This is a genomic window from Brotaphodocola sp., assembly GCF_050873365.1.
Lineage (GTDB): Bacteria > Bacillota > Clostridia > Lachnospirales > Lachnospiraceae > Brotaphodocola.
The window spans coordinates 1-19801 of the sequence record NZ_JBNMIQ010000044.1; the positions used below are offsets into that span (position 1 = coordinate 1).

At 48.4% G+C, this 19801-nt stretch carries 13 protein-coding genes; 4 read left to right on the top strand and 9 right to left on the bottom strand.

The window, feature by feature from the left end; genetic code table 11:
• Positions 1-496: 496 nt before the first annotated feature.
• From ACR0QT_RS13750 to sstT, 5 genes are all read right to left on the bottom strand, one after another.
• Entirely contained in the window at positions 497-1312 is an 816-nt protein-coding gene (locus tag ACR0QT_RS13750; RefSeq protein ID WP_432631267.1) for an ABC transporter permease, read from the bottom strand.
• A gap of 108 nt (positions 1313-1420) precedes the next feature.
• Positions 1421-2482 carry an ABC transporter ATP-binding protein gene (locus ACR0QT_RS13755; RefSeq protein WP_432631268.1) on the bottom strand — a complete coding sequence of 354 codons (1062 nt, stop codon included), beginning with the start codon at positions 2480-2482 and terminating at the stop codon, positions 1421-1423.
• Between the two features lies 1 nt (position 2483).
• A complete protein-coding gene (locus ACR0QT_RS13760; RefSeq protein ID WP_432631269.1) occupies positions 2484-3551 on the bottom strand; it encodes an ABC transporter substrate-binding protein in 1068 nt (355 codons plus the stop codon).
• Between the two features lie 316 nt (positions 3552-3867).
• Entirely contained in the window at positions 3868-5259 is a 1392-nt protein-coding gene (locus tag ACR0QT_RS13765) for an alanine/glycine:cation symporter family protein (protein ID WP_432631270.1), read from the bottom strand.
• Positions 5260-5599: 340 nt separating this feature from the next.
• Complete coding sequence (gene sstT / locus ACR0QT_RS13770) at positions 5600-6823, bottom strand: serine/threonine transporter SstT (protein WP_432631271.1); 1224 nt, start codon at positions 6821-6823, stop codon at positions 5600-5602.
• Between the two features lie 222 nt (positions 6824-7045).
• Here sstT and spoIIID point away from each other — a divergent pair, with 222 nt between their 5' ends.
• Together spoIIID and feoB are read left to right on the top strand one after the other, a co-directional pair.
• Positions 7046-7324, top strand: a complete 279-nt coding sequence (gene spoIIID / locus ACR0QT_RS13775; RefSeq protein WP_432631272.1) for a sporulation transcriptional regulator SpoIIID — start codon at positions 7046-7048, stop codon at positions 7322-7324.
• 128 nt (positions 7325-7452) lie between these two features.
• The gene (feoB, locus tag ACR0QT_RS13780) at positions 7453-9798 is read left to right on the top strand and encodes a ferrous iron transport protein B (protein ID WP_432631273.1); all 2346 of its coding nucleotides are present in this window, start codon (positions 7453-7455) and stop codon (positions 9796-9798) included.
• Between the two features lie 201 nt (positions 9799-9999).
• On the opposite strand, the gene ACR0QT_RS13785 is transcribed toward feoB, so the two are convergent.
• From ACR0QT_RS13785 to ACR0QT_RS13800, 4 genes are all read right to left on the bottom strand, one after another.
• The gene (locus tag ACR0QT_RS13785) at positions 10000-11364 is read right to left on the bottom strand and encodes an ABC transporter substrate-binding protein (RefSeq protein WP_432631274.1); all 1365 of its coding nucleotides are present in this window, start codon (positions 11362-11364) and stop codon (positions 10000-10002) included.
• Between the two features lie 2 nt (positions 11365-11366).
• On the bottom strand, positions 11367-12296 hold the full coding sequence (locus ACR0QT_RS13790; RefSeq protein ID WP_432631275.1) for an amidohydrolase family protein: 930 nt from the start codon (positions 12294-12296) through the stop codon (positions 11367-11369).
• A gap of 787 nt (positions 12297-13083) precedes the next feature.
• On the bottom strand, positions 13084-14436 hold the full coding sequence (locus ACR0QT_RS13795) for an MATE family efflux transporter (RefSeq protein WP_432631276.1): 1353 nt from the start codon (positions 14434-14436) through the stop codon (positions 13084-13086).
• Positions 14437-14554: 118 nt separating this feature from the next.
• Positions 14555-17857 (bottom strand): ATP-binding protein, encoded by a 3303-nt coding sequence (locus ACR0QT_RS13800; RefSeq protein ID WP_432631277.1) that lies wholly within the window; start codon positions 17855-17857, stop codon positions 14555-14557.
• A 372-nt stretch (positions 17858-18229) separates the two neighbouring features.
• Between ACR0QT_RS13800 and ACR0QT_RS13805 the strand changes: the two genes are divergently transcribed.
• Both ACR0QT_RS13805 and ACR0QT_RS13810 read left to right on the top strand, forming a co-directional pair.
• Complete coding sequence (locus ACR0QT_RS13805; protein ID WP_432631278.1) at positions 18230-19066, top strand: substrate-binding periplasmic protein; 837 nt, start codon at positions 18230-18232, stop codon at positions 19064-19066.
• A complete protein-coding gene (locus ACR0QT_RS13810) occupies positions 19063-19776 on the top strand; it encodes a hypothetical protein (protein WP_432631279.1) in 714 nt (237 codons plus the stop codon). Before ACR0QT_RS13805 ends, ACR0QT_RS13810 begins: the two co-directional genes overlap by 4 nt.
• Positions 19777-19801 lie beyond the last annotated feature (25 nt).

Genomic DNA, 19801 nt, shown 5'->3' on the forward strand with positions numbered 1-19801 from the left:
AAAAACAATTACAAGCAAAAAATTCATTTAGCAAATCAAAAGAAAAGCGACAGCGACGAAAGAAATATACTTTGCAACAAACTGTCGCTTAAAAGTAATCCCATTGGGATAGGGCTTTGTGAATAGCCATAAGCCACTTATTGTTATCTTCCAGAAACCACGCCTGATGGCGTAGGAAACGGAGACTTCAGACGTGGCAATTCATGCCAGCTATTTTTCACTACCTTGCATGTGATCTAACATATATATCCGTTTCTGTCATTGCGCTCCGAGGCGGGAAAGATTCTGCAAACCCGTGTGAAATGCCGGTGTTTAGGTCGCGTATTTTGCGACCTTACGCACCGCTGCATCCGCCCAGCGTATCGAGGAAGCGCCAGTGACGCTTCCGCTGATTTACCCGGAGCGAGAGCACGTTTGCAGAACTTTACCCGCTAGAGGAGCGCCCCAGCTACTCCAAACAACCAAAATCAACCAAGCAACACAATCTAATAAATTCCTATCTCACTCCAAACCGGTACAAAAACTTCTTTCCCGCAAACAGCAAAATCCGGTCTGCAAGAAATCCGAGAAATCCAAGCGTGAAAATTCCAATAAAGATCCAATCGGTCTTGTAATACAGACGAGAAGTGTAAATCAGATATCCGATACCTTCGGACGCTGCAAGCATCTCCGCTGCCACAATGCAGATGATCGCTCCGCTGAGTCCCAGACGAACACCGGTAAAAATCTGCGGAACTGCCGACGGCGCAATCACGGTGAAAAAGATCGTTCGCCCGGATGCTCCAAGAGAACGGGATGCCTCGACGAGCGACTGGTCAACCGCCCGAACTCCCGCGATCGTGTTGATCATTACCGGGAAGATCACCGCATAAAAGATCAGCGCAGTCTTAGAATTTTCTCCCACTCCGAACCACATCAGAAACAGCGTGATAAATCCGATCGCCGGCACAAAACGGAAGAAATTCAGAAACGGCTCCAACACCCATCCGACTTTCTTGAAGTTGCCGATGCAAAGTCCAACCGGAACTGCAAAGATCACGCCGAGCAACCATCCGCGGAGCACTCGCTGAAGGCTGACGGAAATATCCGTCGCAAGCGTTCCATCCTCTATCAAAACTCCAGCCCCTGCGAACGTCGTCGCCGGTCCCGGAAGAAAATCATCTGTATAGAAAAGTGATCCGATCTGCCAGATCACCAGAAGCAGAATCCAGGTCACTGCCCCGCATTTTAAAATCTGATTGATGCCCTTTTTCACACCAAACACCTCCGCTCTCTCGTCTCTCGTATTCTCCCATTCCTGGTTCGATTCCATGATGATTTGATTTCATAACACAACATCTTTCATCAATCATCGCTCATTCCATGAAATCGTTCATCCTTCATCAAATATCGTTCATTCCGTTGACCAAATATAGGTTGACTAAATATAGAACACATCACCCGGGGTCAGAAGCTCATTTTTCAGAAGATGCGCCTCCCCGTCATGGAACACATAGAGCCGGTAAATCAGTACATCCACCTCGTCACCACGCTTTAACGGTTCCTCCTCGAGTCCCCACGATGCCGAAATCTTCAATCCCTTCACATTGATCTGAAGTTCCGTGTAACTTCCACGGAATGCGGTCTCCTCGACAACACCATGTTCATAGGCACTCGGAAAATCAACCGCCTCCCCGGCGCGCACTGCCTTGACAAACTCCGGTCGGATCACTGCCTCGGACTCTCCGAATTTTGCAGAGAATCCCTTGAGTCTGTCGGATCCCTCTAACTTAATCGACTCTCCAATAAACTGGGCGACAAACGGAGTCTTCGGATTCTTGTAGATCTCAATCGGCGTTCCGCTCTGCTCAACTCTTCCGCGGTTTGTCACAATGATCTCATCCGCAACTTCGACTGCCTCATCCTGATCGTGAGTGACGAAAATGCTCGTGATACCGAGCTGTTCCACCATCTGCTTGAGCCATGCGCGCAGTTCCTTGCGGACTTTCGCATCGATCACCGCAAACGGCTCATCGAGAAGCAGAAGCTGGGGATCGGGAGCAAGCGCGCGGGCAAATGCCACGCGCTGTCTCTGTCCACCTGAGAGCTGTCCGGGAAGACGATTTTCGAGTCCCGGAAGACCGACGAGATCGAGAAGCTCCGTCACCCGCTTTTTGATCGTCTCCTTGTCCTGCTTTCTGAGTTTCAGTCCATACGCGATGTTGTCGTAAACCGTCATGTAGGGAAAGAGCGCATAGTTCTGAAACACAAATCCGATTCCGCGCTTCTCGACCGGCACATCGTTGACACAGACTCCATCGATGAAGACATCTCCGCTGTCCTGATGTTCCAGCCCTGCGATCATTCTTAAAATCGTCGTCTTTCCGCTTCCGCTCGGTCCGAGCAGAGCTGCGAGCGTTCCTTTTTCGATTGAGAAGGACACCTGATCCGATGCCTGATAATCTCCAAATTTTTTATTGATGTTTTTCAGTTCGAGGTACATATTATTCAGCCACCTTATCCGGATATAATTTCTTGATTGCCGTCAGATCTGTGAAATCGTTCACATCATAATCTTTTGCAAACTTTCCATTTTCAATCGCCCATGCCTTGATTCCATCAAAATGTTCCACCGCTTCCTCCGGGAAGTCAAGATCCATCTTGTAGTTTTCAAACTTATCAAGGAACTGCTGTTTCGGAACTTTTAACTTATCCTCAAGAATCTGTGCTCCCTCATCCGTATTCTCCTCAACCCATTCCTGAGTTGTCTTGAGTGCCTTCACAAAGCTCTCAACCGTCTCCGGATTCTCCGCGAGATACTCGGTTGAGCTGATCAGATACTGGTCCGTGTAGAGTCCAATCTCATCCATCGATACGAGCGGTTTCATTCCGGCTTCCTCAAGTTTCTTTGCATCAACTCCGCCAGCCCAGAATGCCACGCCCTGACCGGTCGTCATCACTGCAAGACCTGCCTGGGAGCTGTCCACTCTCACAATATTCTGCTGATCCTCCGGAATTCCTGCTTTCTCATAAGTCACGGCATTCCAGTAATCCCATGCGGTTCCCGGGAGAGTGATAAAGCCCTGACCTGCCAGATCGGAGAGATCTTTTACCTTGTCCGGATTCACATAAAGAGAACTTCCAGTTCCCTGTGCAAGACGAAACAGGATTCTCAAATTTGTCTTGTCCTGTGTATTTCCGATTCGGTTGACTGCCGCATAATCCGCGAGGTCTCCGATGTCTGCCTGTCCGGTCACAATCGCATCCACGGTATTGATTCCTGCTGCAAACTCCGTGACTTCAAGTTTGATTCCCTCATCCTCAAAAAATCCTTTTTCCGTTCCGATGATCGCAAGCCACTGGTCTAAGTTATTGGACATGACTGCTTCACGGACAACCTTCAAATCGTTGTTTCCACTTGTCTCACTCGTCTTCGTCTCAGCAGAACTCGAAACTGCACTGCCAGCAGTTGTCGTGCTCTCTGCCTGTCCGGAGTTTTTGGAACATCCGCTTAAAAGGCTCATTCCAAGTGTTACCGCCGTGATCCATGTAAGCATTTGTCTTTTTCTCATAATCATGTCCTCCTCTTTCCCGTCCGCGCCCTCTCAAACTCTGCATTTTCTTCTGCGTTTTCTGTTTTTCTTTTTTCCTGCGCTTCGGTGTTAGTGCGTATCTTACAGGCAGAAGAAAAGAAAGTCAACGCCAGAACAAAAAAGGCGAATTTTTTCATGGATCGTCCGAAAACATTCTGGACTACCTGAAAAAATTCGCCTGAACAAATCTTTTTTGAAGGTTTATAAAGTTTTTTTATAAAACGTTTTTCAATCTACTCGATCTGCTGATCATTTTACCGGTCATTCTGCTTCTACGAATCATTCTACGGATATCCTACTGATCATTTCCCGCAAAATATTCCTGCGTCAGCTTCACAACCGTTCCTGCGAGCAGGAAGAGTGCAATCAGGTTCGGGATTGCCATCAGTCCGTTGAAGGTCTCCGCAATGTTCCACATCAGACCGAGATCTGCGGTCGCGCCGAGGATTGCCACGAGGGAATATGCCACCATGAACGGACGGATCACGCGCTCAGAGAACAGAAACTCGATGCATCTCGCTCCGTAAAGTCCCCATCCGAGGATTGTTGAGAACGCGAAACAGCACATTGCGACTGCGGTAAAAATCGATACCCAGTTGCCGTAGGTGGAAGTAAATCCCTGAATCGTCAGCTCTGCGCCTGCCGGCTCTCCGTAAGCGATCGATACCTGACTGCAAAGAATGACGAGAGCGGTCAGCGTACAGATCAGGATCGTGTCGGTGAACACCTCAAAGATTCCAAACATACCCTGCTTAACCGGTTTTCTTGTATCCGCACATGCGTGAGCGATCGATCCGGTTCCGAGTCCTGCCTCATTTGAGAAGATACCGCGGGAGACACCCTTCTTCATGCTCATAAACATACTTCCGACAAGTCCACCCGTAACCGATGCCGGCTTGAATGCGCCCTCAAAAATTGAAGCGAACACAAGCGGAACGACACGGAAATTCACAAGAACTACGCCAAGTGCCAACAGGATGTAGAGCAGAGCCATGAACGGAACGAGCTTCTCTGTAACCTGTCCGATTCTCTTGATTCCTCCAAGCAGGATCAGCGCGACGAGAACCGCGATCACCACACCGATGATCAGGTTTGACATTCCCACATTCTCCTCCGTGATCACCTGATAGTTCAGGAGAGCGGAGTTAATTGCCGTCGTGATCGTGTTTACCTGAGTCGCGTTTCCGGTACCAAATACTGTCAGCACACCGAATGCAGAAAAGAGATAAGCAAGCCAGCTCCATTTCTTGCCGAGTCCATTTTTGATGTAATACATCGGACCGCCGACCTGATCGCCCTCCGCATTCGTCTCACGAAAATGAACTGCAAGCGTTACCTCAGCGAACTTCGTGCACATGCCGAGCATTGCAGAAACCCACATCCAGAAGACTGCGCCCGGACCGCCGATTGCGATTGCACCTGCCACACCTGCGATATTTCCGGTTCCAACCGTCGCCGCGAGCGCGGTGCACACTGCCTGAAACGGGGTGATTGCTCCGTCTGAGGCATTTTTCTTGCGGAACATTCGTCCGATCGTCGTTCGGATCGCATAGGGGAATTTCCGAATCTGGAGAAACTGGGTGCGAAGGCTCAGATAAAGTCCCACACCGATAATGCAGACCATCGCCGGAACTCCCCAGATGAAGTTATTTACAGCGGTGTTGATCGTCTCAATTGTCTGTAACATAAATTTCTATGTCCTTTCATAATCTTTTCGTAACGGTTCAGTTCCTTCACAGTCACGAGCAAAAATCCATTGAAAATTGTCTTCGGCAATGGGATTTTTGAATCCCAAATCTTGCCGTGAACCGTAAAAACATCGTCAAGCATACCATAAAATCAAGGGATTGTAAAACCAAATATAACTCAGAGTGGATGCGCAGTGATTTTAATGAGAAGATGTCAGCAGAGCTGAGCAAAATCACGCGCCAAGTCGATGCTTGCGTCGACTTGAAAATAAAAAGGAACCGGCACAACTCTCCTGCCGGTTCCTCTTTGAACCTGATTTTCTCTCAGAACTTAATTTTCTAAAAAACAATCTCCTTATTTTCTTTTCTCCACTGTCTGAACTCTGCGGAAGCAGACAGAAGAAGATCGGAAGAAGAATTCAGTGCCGTCTCGACAGAATCCTGAATCACACCGATGATGAATCCGATTCCAACCACCTGCATAGCGACCTCATTCGGAATTCCAAAGAGTCCACATGCCATCGGGATCAGAAGCAAGGAACCACCTGCGACACCGGATGCTCCACATGCGGAGAGCGTTGCAAGAATACTCAGGACAATCGCACTCGGAATATCCACATTGATTCCCAGTGTGTGCGCCGTCGCAAGCGTCATCACCGTGATCGTGATCGCTGCTCCGTCCATGTTGATCGCAGAGCCGAGCGGGATTGTCACGGAGTAGGTGTCCTTATCAAGTCCCATCTCCGCACACGCTTCCATGTTGATCGGGATGTTCGCAGCGGAACTTCTCGTGAAGAATGCGGTGATCGCACTCTTTTTCAGGCACTTGAAGATCAGCGGGAACGGATTCTTGCGGATGCACCAGAATACAAGAATCGGGTTCGTCACAAAGTAGATGAACAGCATCGAGCCGACAAGCACGGCGAGCAGTTTTCCATACTCGGTAAATGCTGACAGACCATTCGTCGACACCGTGTTGTATACCAGACCAAGAATACCAAACGGCGCAAAGCTGATGATCCAGGTCACAACCTTTGAAAAGGCACTTGAAAGATCATTGAGTGTCTTTTTCGTCGTCTCTCCGGCACCGCGCAGACCAAAACCGAGCAGAACTGCCCAGAACAGAATTCCGATGTAGTTCGCCTCCGTGAGTGCCTTCACCGGATTCGACACAATATTCATCAACAGATTTCTCAGCACATCTGCGATTCCCTGCGGTGCTGACATATCAGCCGCCTCCGCACTCAGCGTCAGGGATACCGGGAACAGCATGCTCGATGCCACCGCAATCACAGCCGCAAGAAAGGTACTGAACATATAAAGAATGATAACGGTCCGGATCACACCGCCGTGACTCTTTCCAGAATAGCAGAGCGAACTGACGATCAAAAAGAAGACCAGAAGCGGTGCCACCGCCTTCAGCGCTCCGACAAACGCATCACCAAGAATTGCAACTCCCCCTGTTCCTGGACACACAAGACCCAGAACGGTTCCGATGATCAGACCTACCACAATCCGTTTTACCAGACTGATCTGATTCCATGCTTCAAACAGCTTTTTCATAGATTTTTCTTCTTTCTGTATAGATTTTTCTGTTCTATTATACACAATTCGCCACTAAAATACAAATGTTTTTATCACGCGGACATTTTGAGCAATTTGTCTTTTCGTTTAAAAAATCTCTTCAACAAGTTTTCCTCAAAACAACACACAAGTTTCCCTTTTTCACACATACTTTTCCTCTTTTTCTAATAGGATGTAAAAAACGTGTTCGGAAGGACATTCATGAAAGATTATATTGAAGAACGGGCGGTTGCAATCGCCAATTACATCATCGACCACAATGCCACGGTACGTCAGACTGCAAAAAAATTCGGAATCAGCAAGAGCACGGTTCACAAGGATGTGACAGACCGGCTTGAACATATCAATCCCTCCCTCGCTGCCCGCGCCCGAATTGTCTTAAACATCAACAAGTCCGAGCGCCACATTCGCGGTGGACTTGCGACCCGGGAAAAGTATCAGCACCGGCTCGCAATTTGCAGTCAAGAAGATCAGAAATAATGCTTGACAAATCTGCTGTTTTTTCATACGGTTATTTTGATTATTGATAATTTTTCTCAATAATCAAGTATTTTCAGTTGTTTCACACTACGGATTCCATACAGAATCCATACAGAAGAGGTACAGAGATGACACTACGAGATTTACCGATCGGAAAAACTGCCACGATCCGCTCTGTCGGTGGAGAGGGCGCACTGCGCCAGCACTTCCTCGACATGGGTCTGATTCCAAAAGGTGAGGTCACCATGGTGAAATATGCTCCCATGGGCGATCCGATGGAACTGAGGATTCACAGCTATGAACTGACTCTGCGTTTAGCGGACGCAGAAAAAATCGAAATCGAGAACATTCGAGATGCAAAGACGATCCCTCCTAGGCCGGCTCCGGATGCGGAAACCCTTCCACATCCGGGACTCGGAGAGGGCGGACGCTTTCACGAGAAATCCACAGAGAACCCGCTTCCTGACGGGACAATCCTGACTTTTGCACTCGCCGGAAACCAGAACTGTGGAAAAACCACCCTATTTAATCAGCTGACCGGTTCAAACCAGCATGTCGGAAACTTCCCAGGCGTGACCGTTGACCGAAAAGATGGAGTGATCCGCGGTTACAAAGACACTCTCGTGACCGACCTTCCCGGCATCTACTCGATGTCGCCCTACTCGAGCGAGGAACTTGTGACCCGCGATTTCGTCCTGCGCGATCACCCGAAGGGAATCATCAACATCGTCGACGCGACAAACATCGAGCGAAATCTTTATCTGACGATGCAGTTGATGGAACTTGACATTCCGATGGTTCTCGCACTGAATATGATGGACGAGGTACGCGCCAACGGCGGTTCCGTTATGATCAACAAGATGGAGGAGATGCTCGGTATCCCGGTGATCCCGATCTCCGCATCCAAGAACGAGGGAATTGACGAGCTGATCTCCCACGCCGTCCACGTCGCAAAATATCAGGAATGTCCGAGAAAAATGGATCTGTGTGATGCAGGCGACGACGGTGGTGCCGTTCACCGCTGTCTGCACGCAATCATGCATCTGATTGAGGACCACGCAGAGCGTGCCGACATTCCTCTGCGCTTTGCCGCTTCCAAACTTGCAGAGGGCGATCCGCTGATCTTAAAGAGTCTGCACCTCGATCAAAACGAACAGGAGACCCTTGAGCACATCCTCTGCCAGATGGAGAAAGAGCGTGGTCTTGACCGCTCCGCTGCGATCGCTCATATGCGCTTTGATTTCATCGGAAAAGTCTGTGACGCCTCCGTGGTTCGACCGAGAGAGAGCAAAGAACACCTGCGAAGCGTACAGATTGACCGCATCCTGACCGGAAAATACACCGCAATCCCCTGCTTTGTCGGCATCATGGGACTCGTCTTCTACCTGACATTCGGGGTCATCGGTGCTTTCCTCTCGTCGCTCCTCGACGCAGGCATCTCTGCGCTGTCCGACCTCGTTCAGAACCTCCTGATCGCCTGGAACGTCAGTGACGTCCTCCAATCTCTCGTGATTGACGGACTGTTCAACGGTGTCGGCAGTGTACTGAGCTTCCTGCCTGTCATCGTCACGCTGTTCTTCTTCCTCTCAATGCTTGAGGACAGCGGATACATGGCGCGCGTCGCCTTTGTGATGGACAAACTGCTCCGCAAAATCGGTCTGTCCGGGCGAAGCATTGTCCCGATGCTTGTCGGCTTCGGATGCACGGTTCCCGGCGTCATGGCGAGCCGAACACTCCCATCTGAGCGCGACCGCAAGATGACGATTCTCTTGACTCCGTTTATGAGCTGTTCCGCAAAACTGCCGATCTACGCATTTTTCGCAAGTGCCTTTTTCCCGAAGCAGGGCGCACTTGTGATGGCGATCCTCTACTTTGGCGGAATCTTCATGGGAATTCTCATGGCACTGCTCTTCGGTCAGACGCTGTTCCGCGGGGAAGCGGTTCCGTTTGTCATGGAACTTCCAAACTACCGCATGCCGGGCGCAAAAAACGTCGGTCATCTGCTCTGGGACAAGGCGAGAGATTTCCTCCAGAAAGCCTTCACCGTGATCTTCATGGCGACACTCGCAATCTGGTTCTTGCAGACATTTGACCTGCATTTGAACATTGTCACCGACTCGAGAGACAGCATCCTTGCCTGCGTTGCCGGCGTGATCGCTCCGCTATTCGCCCCGATGGGATTTGGCGACTGGAGAATCTCCACCGCCCTGATCACCGGATTCATGGCAAAAGAGAGTGTTGTCGCAACGCTCTCCGTCCTGTTTGGAAGCACAGCGATTCTGACTTCCACAATCAGCCCGCTCTCAGCCGGTAGCCTGCTTGTCTTCTGCCTGCTCTACACCCCGTGTGTTGCCGCAATCGCAAGCATCCGCAGAGAGCTCGGCGGTCGCTGGGCATTCGCCGTTGTCCTGATGCAGTGCGCAATCGCATGGATCGCATCGTTTGTGGTCTACCTGATCGGAAGCCTGATCTGACATGCGCAGTGATTTTGATGGAAAGATGTCAGCAAAGCTGACCAAAATCACGCGCCAAGTCGATGCCTGGTCGACTTGAATTACACCAAAACAGCCGTAACACGCATCTCGCGTCTTACGGCTGTCTCCATATTATTTCGTCTGCCTGACTCTCTATCCGGCAAATCCCTTATCTACTTTTTTCACTGTCTTTCCAATTCTTTACTGATTGATCTCACTCTGAAGACCATCGAGTACCATCTGGGCGCAAGCCTCAGAATCACTCTCTCCGTAGCTGGAAAGCTGAAGAGCATTGAAGAAGGTACCATCAGAACCGGTGAAGGAACTGCGCTCGAAGTACGGATCCATCTGGAAGTTACACCAAGCAACTGCCTTTGCATTTGCCTCGGCAACCTGGCTTCCGCTCAGATCAAGCATCTCCAGTCCCGCCTTGTTTGCCGGAACACCTCTCGTATCGCCAAGGGTTGTCACACCATCTTCCTCTGCTACAAGGAACTGAATCAGAGCAGCTGCCTCTGCCGGATGCTCGGTCGTTGCGCTGATACCAAATGCCTGATTAACTTTGATAAATCCTCCCTGATAGTCGCCCATCTTTACATAGTCGCCGATCACGAACTCACCGTTCTCAACTGCCTCTGCATGCTTTACAACGGAGGTATCGTACAGGAAGATTCCTGCATAGTGACCATCGATCCAGTTTGCATTCGTATCAATCAGATCTGCACCATCGCCAGCAACTTTCTGAAGTGTCGGGATTACATGGTTATCCTCAAGATTCTTCAGGAAATCAAATCCCTCTGCGATCTCTTCTTTCGAGTACTGCGGTACTCCATCCTTCACCCAGTCTTTTCCGTATTTGCTCTGTAAGTAGTAAATCATCAGGAATGCACGATCCAGCTCCTTTGTAACGAGCGGATAGTAGGACGGATCATATGCCTCAAAGCTCTTTCCTGCCGCAAGAAGCTCATCCAGTGTTGTCGGAATCTCCACTCCGATCTGGTCGAACGTTGTCTTGTTCCAGCAGAAGACACGACCGGTCTTACTGATCGGGATCGCATTCAGCTTTCCGTTGATCGTGAAGATATCCTTATCTGCGTCCGTGTAATTACTCAGATCCAGAATGTTTGATACTTTATTCAGATCATAGAAATTGTTTCCATCCGGAGAATAGGTGAAAATCCAGCTCCAGTCAAGCTGCATGACATCCGGTGCATTTCCGGACTTAATTGCAAGAGCAACTTTCTCCTCATGACCGTTGAATGCCTCGTACTCCGGTGCAACGGTGATATTCGGGTACTTCTCCTGAAACTTCTGAATCGCCTCAAGCGTTGCCTTGTGTCTGGTCTCACCACCCCACCAGTTCATGCGAAGCGTGATCGGAGTTGTCGTGTCGACTTCCATATCTGCCGTCACTGCCGTGCTCTCCGCTGTCGTAGCGCCTGCATCTGCACTTCCGGAATTCTGCTCTGCGCTCGGCTGAGTCTGGGTCGGCATACAGCCAACGAGTGACACACTCATCGCACCTGCAAGAGCTACCGCTGTCCATTTCACTGCCGTCTTTTTCATCTTCATTCTCCCTTCTTGTCGTCCCCAAAATATACATAATCTGCGTTTTTATAGAAAATCAGGTCTTTCTCCTCTTCTGTGAAATCCTGAATTTCTTCTAAATAATTGACATACCGTTCATACTCCTCCTCCTTCAGAGCAGAAGGAATATCGGTTCCAAACAGAAGCCGGTCTGCCCCAACGAGATCCCTCGCAATTCTCACAAAATTCTGAGCCTGCGGGAATGGATACTCATCCGGACGGCAATTGTGCACGACACTTGCCAGATCAAACCAGACATTCGGAAGTCTCAGTCGCTCCAGTCCCCATCTGAGCTTTTCCTCATCTTTTCGCGACGGTGCAAGCAGATGGCAGACCACAAATTTCAGATTCGGATGATGAAGAATCAACGTCCTCAGCTCCTCAACCTGCCAGCTCGCGCTCCCGCACTTTCCAATATCAATCGTAAACACATGACCATGTTCCTGCGCATAGTCACACGCCTCTTCCATGACTTCCCCATCCATCTTGAGATCCGGATGAACCGCCATCAGACCGGAACCCGTGCTGACCTCAAATTTTTCAATCCGAAATCCAAGTTCCTCAAACAGGTATTTGCGGATACCGTCCCGATCCCTCGAAAACGGATCGTAACTTCCCGCTCCAACAAAACGATCCGGGTACTTTTTCACCGCCTCTGCGGTGTAGTAATTCTGGAATCCATAAAAATTTCCCTGAAGCAGAACCGCTTTCTCGACTCCGTTCTGATCCATGACCTCCAAAATCTGTTCCGGCGACACGCTGTCCCCGTGAAACTGTTCCGGTATCATCCGGACAATCTGACCATTCGCATAGATTGCCATTCCATTGCCAATGCTCCGCAGTTCCCCTCCGGCACCTGTTCCTGCGATATACTGTACCAGATGAGCATGGCTGTCAATGATTCTTCTCATCAACACTCCCCCGTCTCTGCCATTGTGGTCAACCACCGTCGACCCGATTTCCCTGTTCCCACAAAATTTGTTACCATTCACGCGTTGCACAAATGGTAACGAATTTGTAACTTTGTATTATTCATATCATTTTAAAAGCAAAAATCCAGAAAATTTTTCGTCATTTTGTCTCTTATTTTCAATATTCTTTCTTGTTTTCTATATATTATCACGCATTTTTAGGTCAATCAATGATGTGTTTTTTATCATGCACATAACATTCTAGTTATGTATACAATTTAAACGAGGATTTCCTGCTCTCCTGCGTTATATACTCCTCAGCAATATACCAGCATCAACTTAATTTTTTCGCAAAATAAAAAAGCGACCTTTCCGCCAGACCTTTTATTCTGACCGAAAAATCGCTTAAATAATACTTTTTCACCTAAGATTGTTCACAGACAGTTCGCTACCTGTACACAGGCTTCGCACACATAAATCGAACGGCATTCCCAAAAGAAATCAATCTAATCTCACACTGCCTATACACAGGCTTCGACCGCGAGGAAGTCCATGAAAACCCGTGTGAGACGTCGGTGCTTAGACTGCGTATTTTGCAGTCTTATGCACCGCTACGCTCGAACCCGGAGCGAGAGCGCGTTTTCAGGGATTTACCTCGCAGGGAGAAGCCGTTTCAAGCGAAACCGTTTCAAAGAGAATCCATCCCAAGAAAATCCATTTCAAACGAAACCACCGCAGAAACTTTCTCCCCCAAAACAAACCGTTTAGGAAAAAACGCCCCACACCCTTACTCCGCACGATAATAAATCTTCCACTTTCCACTGCGATAACGCCAGATAAAGAACGACGCACGCACAATCCAGTCCACAACCATCGCAATCCATACACCGACTGCTCCGAGTCCCATTCCAATTGCGACGATATAACTCAGTCCGATTCGGAAAACGATCATCGATCCAATCGAGACCACCATCGGAAACTTCACATCGTTGGCCGCACGCAAAACACTCGTCAGCGTAAATGCCGACGGCCACAAAAAGATCGCACAGCCATCATGAATCAACACCAGCGTCGACGCAAGCGCAAGCGTCTCATCCGACAATCCATACAGATTCAGAATCATCGGCATCGCTCCAAGCACCGCAAGACAAGTCACCATATTAACCGCATACGTCACCGTCATCAGCTTCTTCGTGTAATACTGTGCCTGATCGTAGTCCCCCGCTCCGACACACTGACCAATCACCGTGATCATCGCAAGGTTCATCGCACTTCCCGGAAGCACGCCCATCGAGTCGAGGTTGTTTGCAACTGCATTTGCCGCAATCTGGATCGTTCCAAATCCTGCAATAATACCAACAACAAGCACTCGTCCGAGCTGGAAAATACTATTCTCCACTCCACTCGGAATTCCGATATTCAAAATCCTGTGAATCATCCTTCCATCCCAGTGAATTCCATGTGCACCCGCGTGAATGTCGAGCGCCGGATTTCTAAGTCTGAGATAAAGAATCACGCAGGCAGTCATTCTTGAAATCAAAGAAGCAAGTGCCGCACCTGCCACGCCCCAGTGGAATCCAAAAATGAATACATAGTCGCCCACCGCATTCATCACATTCATCAAAATCGAAACCTGCATCGAGATTCTCGAGTTTCCCATCGATCGAAACAGCGCCGCACAGGAATTGTACACTGCCAGAAACGGATATGACAACGCAGAGAGAATCAGATAAATCAACGCATTCTGCATGACATCCGCCTCAATCTCCCCGTACAAAATCGAGAGAAACGGTCTGCGGAAAATCAGGCACAACACCATGATTCCGATTGCGATAAGTCCCGTGATCAACAGCAACTGATCTGCCGCCTGACACGCCTTATTCTTGTCCTTCTGTCCCAGATACTGTGACGATACAACAGCTCCTCCTGTCGCGATCGCCGCAAAAATATTGATGATCAGCGTGTTTATCATATCCACCAGAGAGACGCCAGATGTCGCCGCCTCCCCCGCACTTGAAACCATCACCGTATCTACCATTCCGACCGTCACTGCCAGAATCTGCTCCACAACAAGTGGCGCAATCAACCACCACAGCGCCTGATTTGAAAAAAGGGTTCCTTTTATCTCTTTTTCTCTCATAATCCGTCACACTCTTTTCCCTTTTATTCTCTTTTACGTTTTCTTTTATTCTCGTTTATGCTTTATTCTCTTTTACGCTTTACTCTCTTTTACGCTTTATTCTCTTTTACATTTCCGTTTATTGACCTTTGCAAACTTCACAAACCCGCAAAATTTCTTTCACCATCACTTCCGGGTTGATCGGCTTTGTCAGATATCCATTCATCCCAGCTTCCCGACACTCTTCATAACTCTCCGCGGTGGACTGCGCCGTCATCGCAAGAATCGGGATCGCCTCGGCATCCGAATGCTCCATCGCGCGAATTTTGCGCGTCGCCGTAAGTCCATCCATCACCGGCATCATCACATCCATCAAAATGACATCGTAAGCTCCCGGCGCAGATTTGGCAAATTTCTCGCTTGCCTCCTGCCCGTTCCACGCCTGATCGACACTTGCGCCATGATCCGTCAGATAGAACTCTGCGATCTCCATATTGATCTCATTGTCCTCCGCAAGAAGAATGTTCTTTCCCGCAAGCTCTTTTCTTGATGTATCTTTTTTTGGTGTACCTTCTTTTAATGTACCTTCTTTTGATGTACTTTCTTTTGATATGTTTTTTTCTAAATTCTCTGTCTCCGCCCCGTCTTCCGAATACGTTTCGGTCTGATCTCCAATCGCACCCATCCCATTTTTCGTATTCTTGACCCGACTTGCCTGCACATCAAGCTCAAATGGAATCGCGACGACAAACGTTGTTCCAACTCCGACACGGCTCTGAACCTGTATCGTTCCGTTCATCTTTGCGACCATCTCTTTCACGATCGACATGCCAAGCCCGGTTCCCGTGTAATGCGTGCGGGCATCCGTTTTTTCCTGGCTGAACGGCTCAAACAATCTGTTCTTCACAAAGTCCTCGCTCATTCCAACTCCACTGTCCGTGATCTTAAACTCATAGACAACCGTCCTCTCGTCGAACGATGCCTCCCTCGTGTAGACATCAATCGTTCCATTCGGCTTGTTGTACTTGATCGCATTGCTCAAGATATTCAGCAAAATCTGTCTCAGATGAAGCGGACTTCCGAGCAAATGAACATGGCTGAGATTTTCCCGGTATGCATGGTAAGCAATTCCGGTCTCCGACAACTGACCCTCAATCAGCGATGCAACTTCATTCATCAGCTCCTCAATATCAAACGGCTTTCTCTCCGGAACAAAATGCCCCGCCTCCATCTTGCTCATTTCAAGCACATCGCTGACGAGCGCCAGCAAATGTGTGGAGGAGAGTCGAATCTTTTCAAGGCAGGCATCTACCTTTTCCGGATCTTCCTTGTTCTTCGCAATGATGTCGACCATTCCCATGATTCCATTGATCGGCGTCCGAATATCATGGCTCATGCGATTCAAGAATTCCGTCTTTGCCTTGCTCTCAAGATCCGCCTTCTTAAATGCGACCTGAAGACGTTCTCTCTCCATCTTCTCCTGCTCATGAAACGCCGAAGTATTTTTGAAAAGAATCATTCCATGTACAACACTGCGCTCAACTCCACTCGCATCATCGTAAACAGTGTCCCGGGACATCAGAATCATTTTCTGAAGCCAGATCAGAGTTTTCTTCGCACCGAGTTCTTGATACTCGACTGCAACCTGTTTTGCCCCCGTGTGAAAACGTTCCAACAGTTTCTCCGAGGAATCTGCAATTCGATAGTTCTCCATCGTCTCACTTGAGATAAACTTTCGCCGTCCCTCGCAATATTCATTGTAAGAACATGGAAGATCGATCTCAATCTCAAAGTGGCGAACATTCGCATCCCGATAGAAGATCTTTTCAATCCGATCATTCGTCAGATCTACGGTATAGACCGCCTCAGCCGTCTCGAGAAGTGCATCGACGTAGTTGCTGTTCTCAAGGATCGACTGCTTCATCTGCTCGTAATAGCGGGTCAGCTGACGTTTCTCAATCGCTTCAAGCTGTGCAGAGTCGCGGAAGCGCTCAAATCCGAGCACAAAATGATGCAATTCTCCATGTGCATTGGAATCGTAATAGAGGATCGTCAAACGCCCTCTTCTCATATGGTCACCTTCCGGATACTGGCAAAGATACTCGCTCTTCTCATGCGTTTTGGAGAGTGTCTCTTTCAGATATGAGAGCTGAAGCTCCTCCCAGAGTTTCTTCCTCGTCTCCGGAGTCGAAAGCTCCTGCACAATCTGTTCCACCGCTCCGGAATAACTTCCATCGTCCGCGAGGAAGAAGGACGAGCTTGCACGCAGTACACGGTACTGATCCTGCTGTCCATCGCAGTACACACAGTCTGTAAAGGAAAATCCTTTTTCTTTTATGAACTTGAGAACACTCAGATTGATCTGTTTCTCCTTTGTCGCCTCCTCCATCTTGGCCTGATTCTTGTCAATGTACATGTTCTTATCCGCATAGCGGAAAAGTTCTCTCATCGTGCACTCTGGAAAATCATCCGACAGTGCATATCCCGCCGCATAACTGATCGGCATCTCCGGATGTTCCTTCGAGTACTCCGCCATATGCGTCCGGATCTGCGCCATGCAAGTCTGGACTTCCTCATGATTCAGGCCATGCAGAACTGCGAGGAACTCATCTCCTCCATCTCGCCCGACAAAATATTCCGGCGCGAGCGCTTTTCTCAATTCCACCGCAAAATTTCGGATGTACTCGTCTCCCTTTGCATGTCCCAAACTGTTGTTGATCGTCCTCAAATTGTTTAAATCAAACACGCACAGCGCTGTCGATCCATTCTCACCCGCAAGTTCCGGTGCGCCGAGAATCTCCTCGCACTTATTCTTATTCGGAAGACCGGTCGCCTCGTCGAGATAGACCTTGCTCTGCAAAATTCGGTTCATCGCCGCATAGCGCAGAGCTTTGACTAACTCAATTCCAATCAGGATCACCAGACCGATCGTATCCAATACCACAACCTGCTCAAGATGACTCAGCGCAGTCGCCTTTTTCTGGGAATACGCCTCCGCCAGACCAGTCGCCTCATCACAGATTCCAAAGAAAGCCTCGCTCTCCGCAATGATGTCGGTATTCTGGTATCCCAATTGGCGCACCTTCAAAATCTCTTCTCTCAGATCATCAAAATCCGCACTCAGCTCTGTCAGCTTGTCCTGAAATTGTGCATCATTGAGGCGGACAAGATTCCATGTATCACTGCCCTCTCTGAGTCCCTCAATAAAAGAGGCCACGCTCTCAATCATCTCATCCTGTGGGGAACCCGCAATCTCCAGTTTGATAATCCGCTGTGTCTTTCCTCTCACAAGTCCGGCATAGTTTACCACTCGGGCTGTTCCCTGAATCTTTCCCACAATCGACATAATGCAAAAAAACAGTACAATCAGTACTGTCGTCAAAACCGTCATCCCGCCACGAACCAGATAAGAGAGTTTGTTCTGTTTCTTTTTCGTTGCCACGTTCTGTCTCCGTTCTCTTTGTTTGTTTTTATGCCTTGTCTGTTTTTGTATCTCGCCTGTTTTATATCTCGTTTGTTTTTCTGTCTTGTCTGTTTTTTTGTTTCTTATTGTTCCTTACGGTTTCTTATTGTTTCTTATATTTTTGCTTACTTAATAATTTACTTCTCAATTTATTTTATATCGTTCTGTACCATTCTAGTTTATTTTCCTTGATTTGACAAGATTGTTAATTTTTCCTGGCAGAATTTTTCTAAACAGAAAATTTGTCACTAAATTTGTCACTGTTTCTGCGTTGCACAAACTATAACCTTAAATCTCTGTTTGTTGCTATTTTTTAGCCCGTATGCTATACTGATTTACGGGGATATTTATATGAAAAAACGACAATTTTCTGAATTTCTTATATGGACTGCCATCCTGATTGGACTGGCATTCAGCCTGATTTTGATTCACAAAAAAACATCGACAGACCATTCTACGTCTGCTCTTCCGCACCTGACAATTGGATACGCCACTTATCCGCCATTTATCGACTATGATAAAGACGGAACCGTCATCGGGATTGACGCCGATTTTGCAAATGAAGTCTGCCGTCGCATCGGATATCAGGCAGATTTTTTTCCAATTGACTGGGCTTTGAAAGACGAACTGCTGAGCGAACATGAAATCGACTGCCTGTGGTGCGGATTCAGCATGGATGGTCTCAATAAGAACTATCGCTGGGCGGGTCCCTACATGAAAAGCAGACATCTTCCGATTGTTCTCGCGGACAGCCCTTACCAGTCGGCCAATGATCTGACTGAAAAATCAATCGCAGTGCTCGCAGACTCCCAGACCGAATATCTACTCCTCAATCATCAAGATCTTCCTGAAGTCCCGACGACAAGCCGGGTCTACTGTTTTTCTGATCTTCTTGAGGTTCGCGGTGCTCTGCTGAGCGGTTACTGTGACGCAATCTACGCCAATGCAACCGTGTGGACGACCTTGCTTTCGAATGACCGGGAAGATTACCGATTTTTAAATGATGATTCCTATGTTTCCAATCTCGGAATCGCCTTTGCCACAGATGCAGACCCTGCTCTGATCGCCAAAATCAACCAGGCACTTGAGGAGATGATTCAAGATGGCACTGCCGACCGCATTCTTCAGAATTACCACCTCGATGCCGACTGTTTGACAAATGAAAAAGGAGAACCAGAAAAACCATGAATCGCCTGAAAAAGATTCATTCTAATCTTGATTTCAACTTTTATCGATGGGAGTTTTTTTCAATTGCAGGTGTCATCCTTTTCCTTCTGACCTATGTCGTCTTCACGGAAATGGATTTCCACTCATTAAGAGTATTCTCTGCCCAGACGCTTTCTTCGGTAGGTCATCATCTCACCTACTACATGGAGGAAAGTGCTTCCCACCGAACAGAGTCCCTCTCTGCGCTGATGGACAAGGCCGATGGGCTGTGTAAAATACTGCTCGAGGAACCAAATGCTGACCCGGAGAAAATCGCCAGCTACGCAGAAGAACAACATCTCTCCGGGGTTCTCGTCGTCAACGAAAACCTTGAGCCGGTCTACCAGTTTGACCAGAACTCCATGACTGCCGAGGACTGGGACAGAGAGCTTCGCTCCGCCTCGATCTCAGACATCCTTCGTTTTCCGCAAAAACACTATACGGGGCATCTCACAAAGAATGATCTGTTCTATGATTTTGCCGTGATCTCTCGTCAGGATGCTCCGGGACTCATCCTTGTTTATAAACAAAAAATTTCCTACACGGACAACCTTCAGGCAGATGCCCTCGGAAAACTTTGGCTCTATGTCAATAGTTGGGGTGGGATTCATGAGAATCCTACTCCATTCCTGACATCAGAGCCATTTTTATATACAGCTCTGATACATCCTGTTTTTGGGCATGCCAAATAAGCCTCCCTCATTTACCGACCAATTT

Excerpts from the sequence above, each read along its gene's own strand:
- ACR0QT_RS13750 (WP_432631267.1), bottom strand. The coding sequence starts at position 1,312 with ATGGAATCGAACCAGGAATGGGAGAATACGAGAGACGAGAGAGCGGAG.
- ACR0QT_RS13755 (WP_432631268.1), bottom strand. The coding sequence starts at position 2,482 with ATGTACCTCGAACTGAAAAACATCAATAAAAAATTTGGAGATTATCAG.
- ACR0QT_RS13760 (WP_432631269.1), bottom strand. The coding sequence starts at position 3,551 with ATGAGAAAAAGACAAATGCTTACATGGATCACGGCGGTAACACTTGGA.
- ACR0QT_RS13765 (WP_432631270.1), bottom strand. The coding sequence starts at position 5,259 with ATGTTACAGACAATTGAGACGATCAACACCGCTGTAAATAACTTCATC.
- sstT (WP_432631271.1), bottom strand. The coding sequence starts at position 6,823 with ATGAAAAAGCTGTTTGAAGCATGGAATCAGATCAGTCTGGTAAAACGG.
- spoIIID (WP_432631272.1), top strand. The coding sequence starts at position 7,046 with ATGAAAGATTATATTGAAGAACGGGCGGTTGCAATCGCCAATTACATC.
- feoB (WP_432631273.1), top strand. The coding sequence starts at position 7,453 with ATGACACTACGAGATTTACCGATCGGAAAAACTGCCACGATCCGCTCT.
- ACR0QT_RS13785 (WP_432631274.1), bottom strand. The coding sequence starts at position 11,364 with ATGAAAAAGACGGCAGTGAAATGGACAGCGGTAGCTCTTGCAGGTGCG.
- ACR0QT_RS13790 (WP_432631275.1), bottom strand. The coding sequence starts at position 12,296 with ATGAGAAGAATCATTGACAGCCATGCTCATCTGGTACAGTATATCGCA.
- ACR0QT_RS13795 (WP_432631276.1), bottom strand. The coding sequence starts at position 14,436 with ATGAGAGAAAAAGAGATAAAAGGAACCCTTTTTTCAAATCAGGCGCTG.
- ACR0QT_RS13805 (WP_432631278.1), top strand. The coding sequence starts at position 18,230 with ATGAAAAAACGACAATTTTCTGAATTTCTTATATGGACTGCCATCCTG.
- ACR0QT_RS13810 (WP_432631279.1), top strand. The coding sequence starts at position 19,063 with ATGAATCGCCTGAAAAAGATTCATTCTAATCTTGATTTCAACTTTTAT.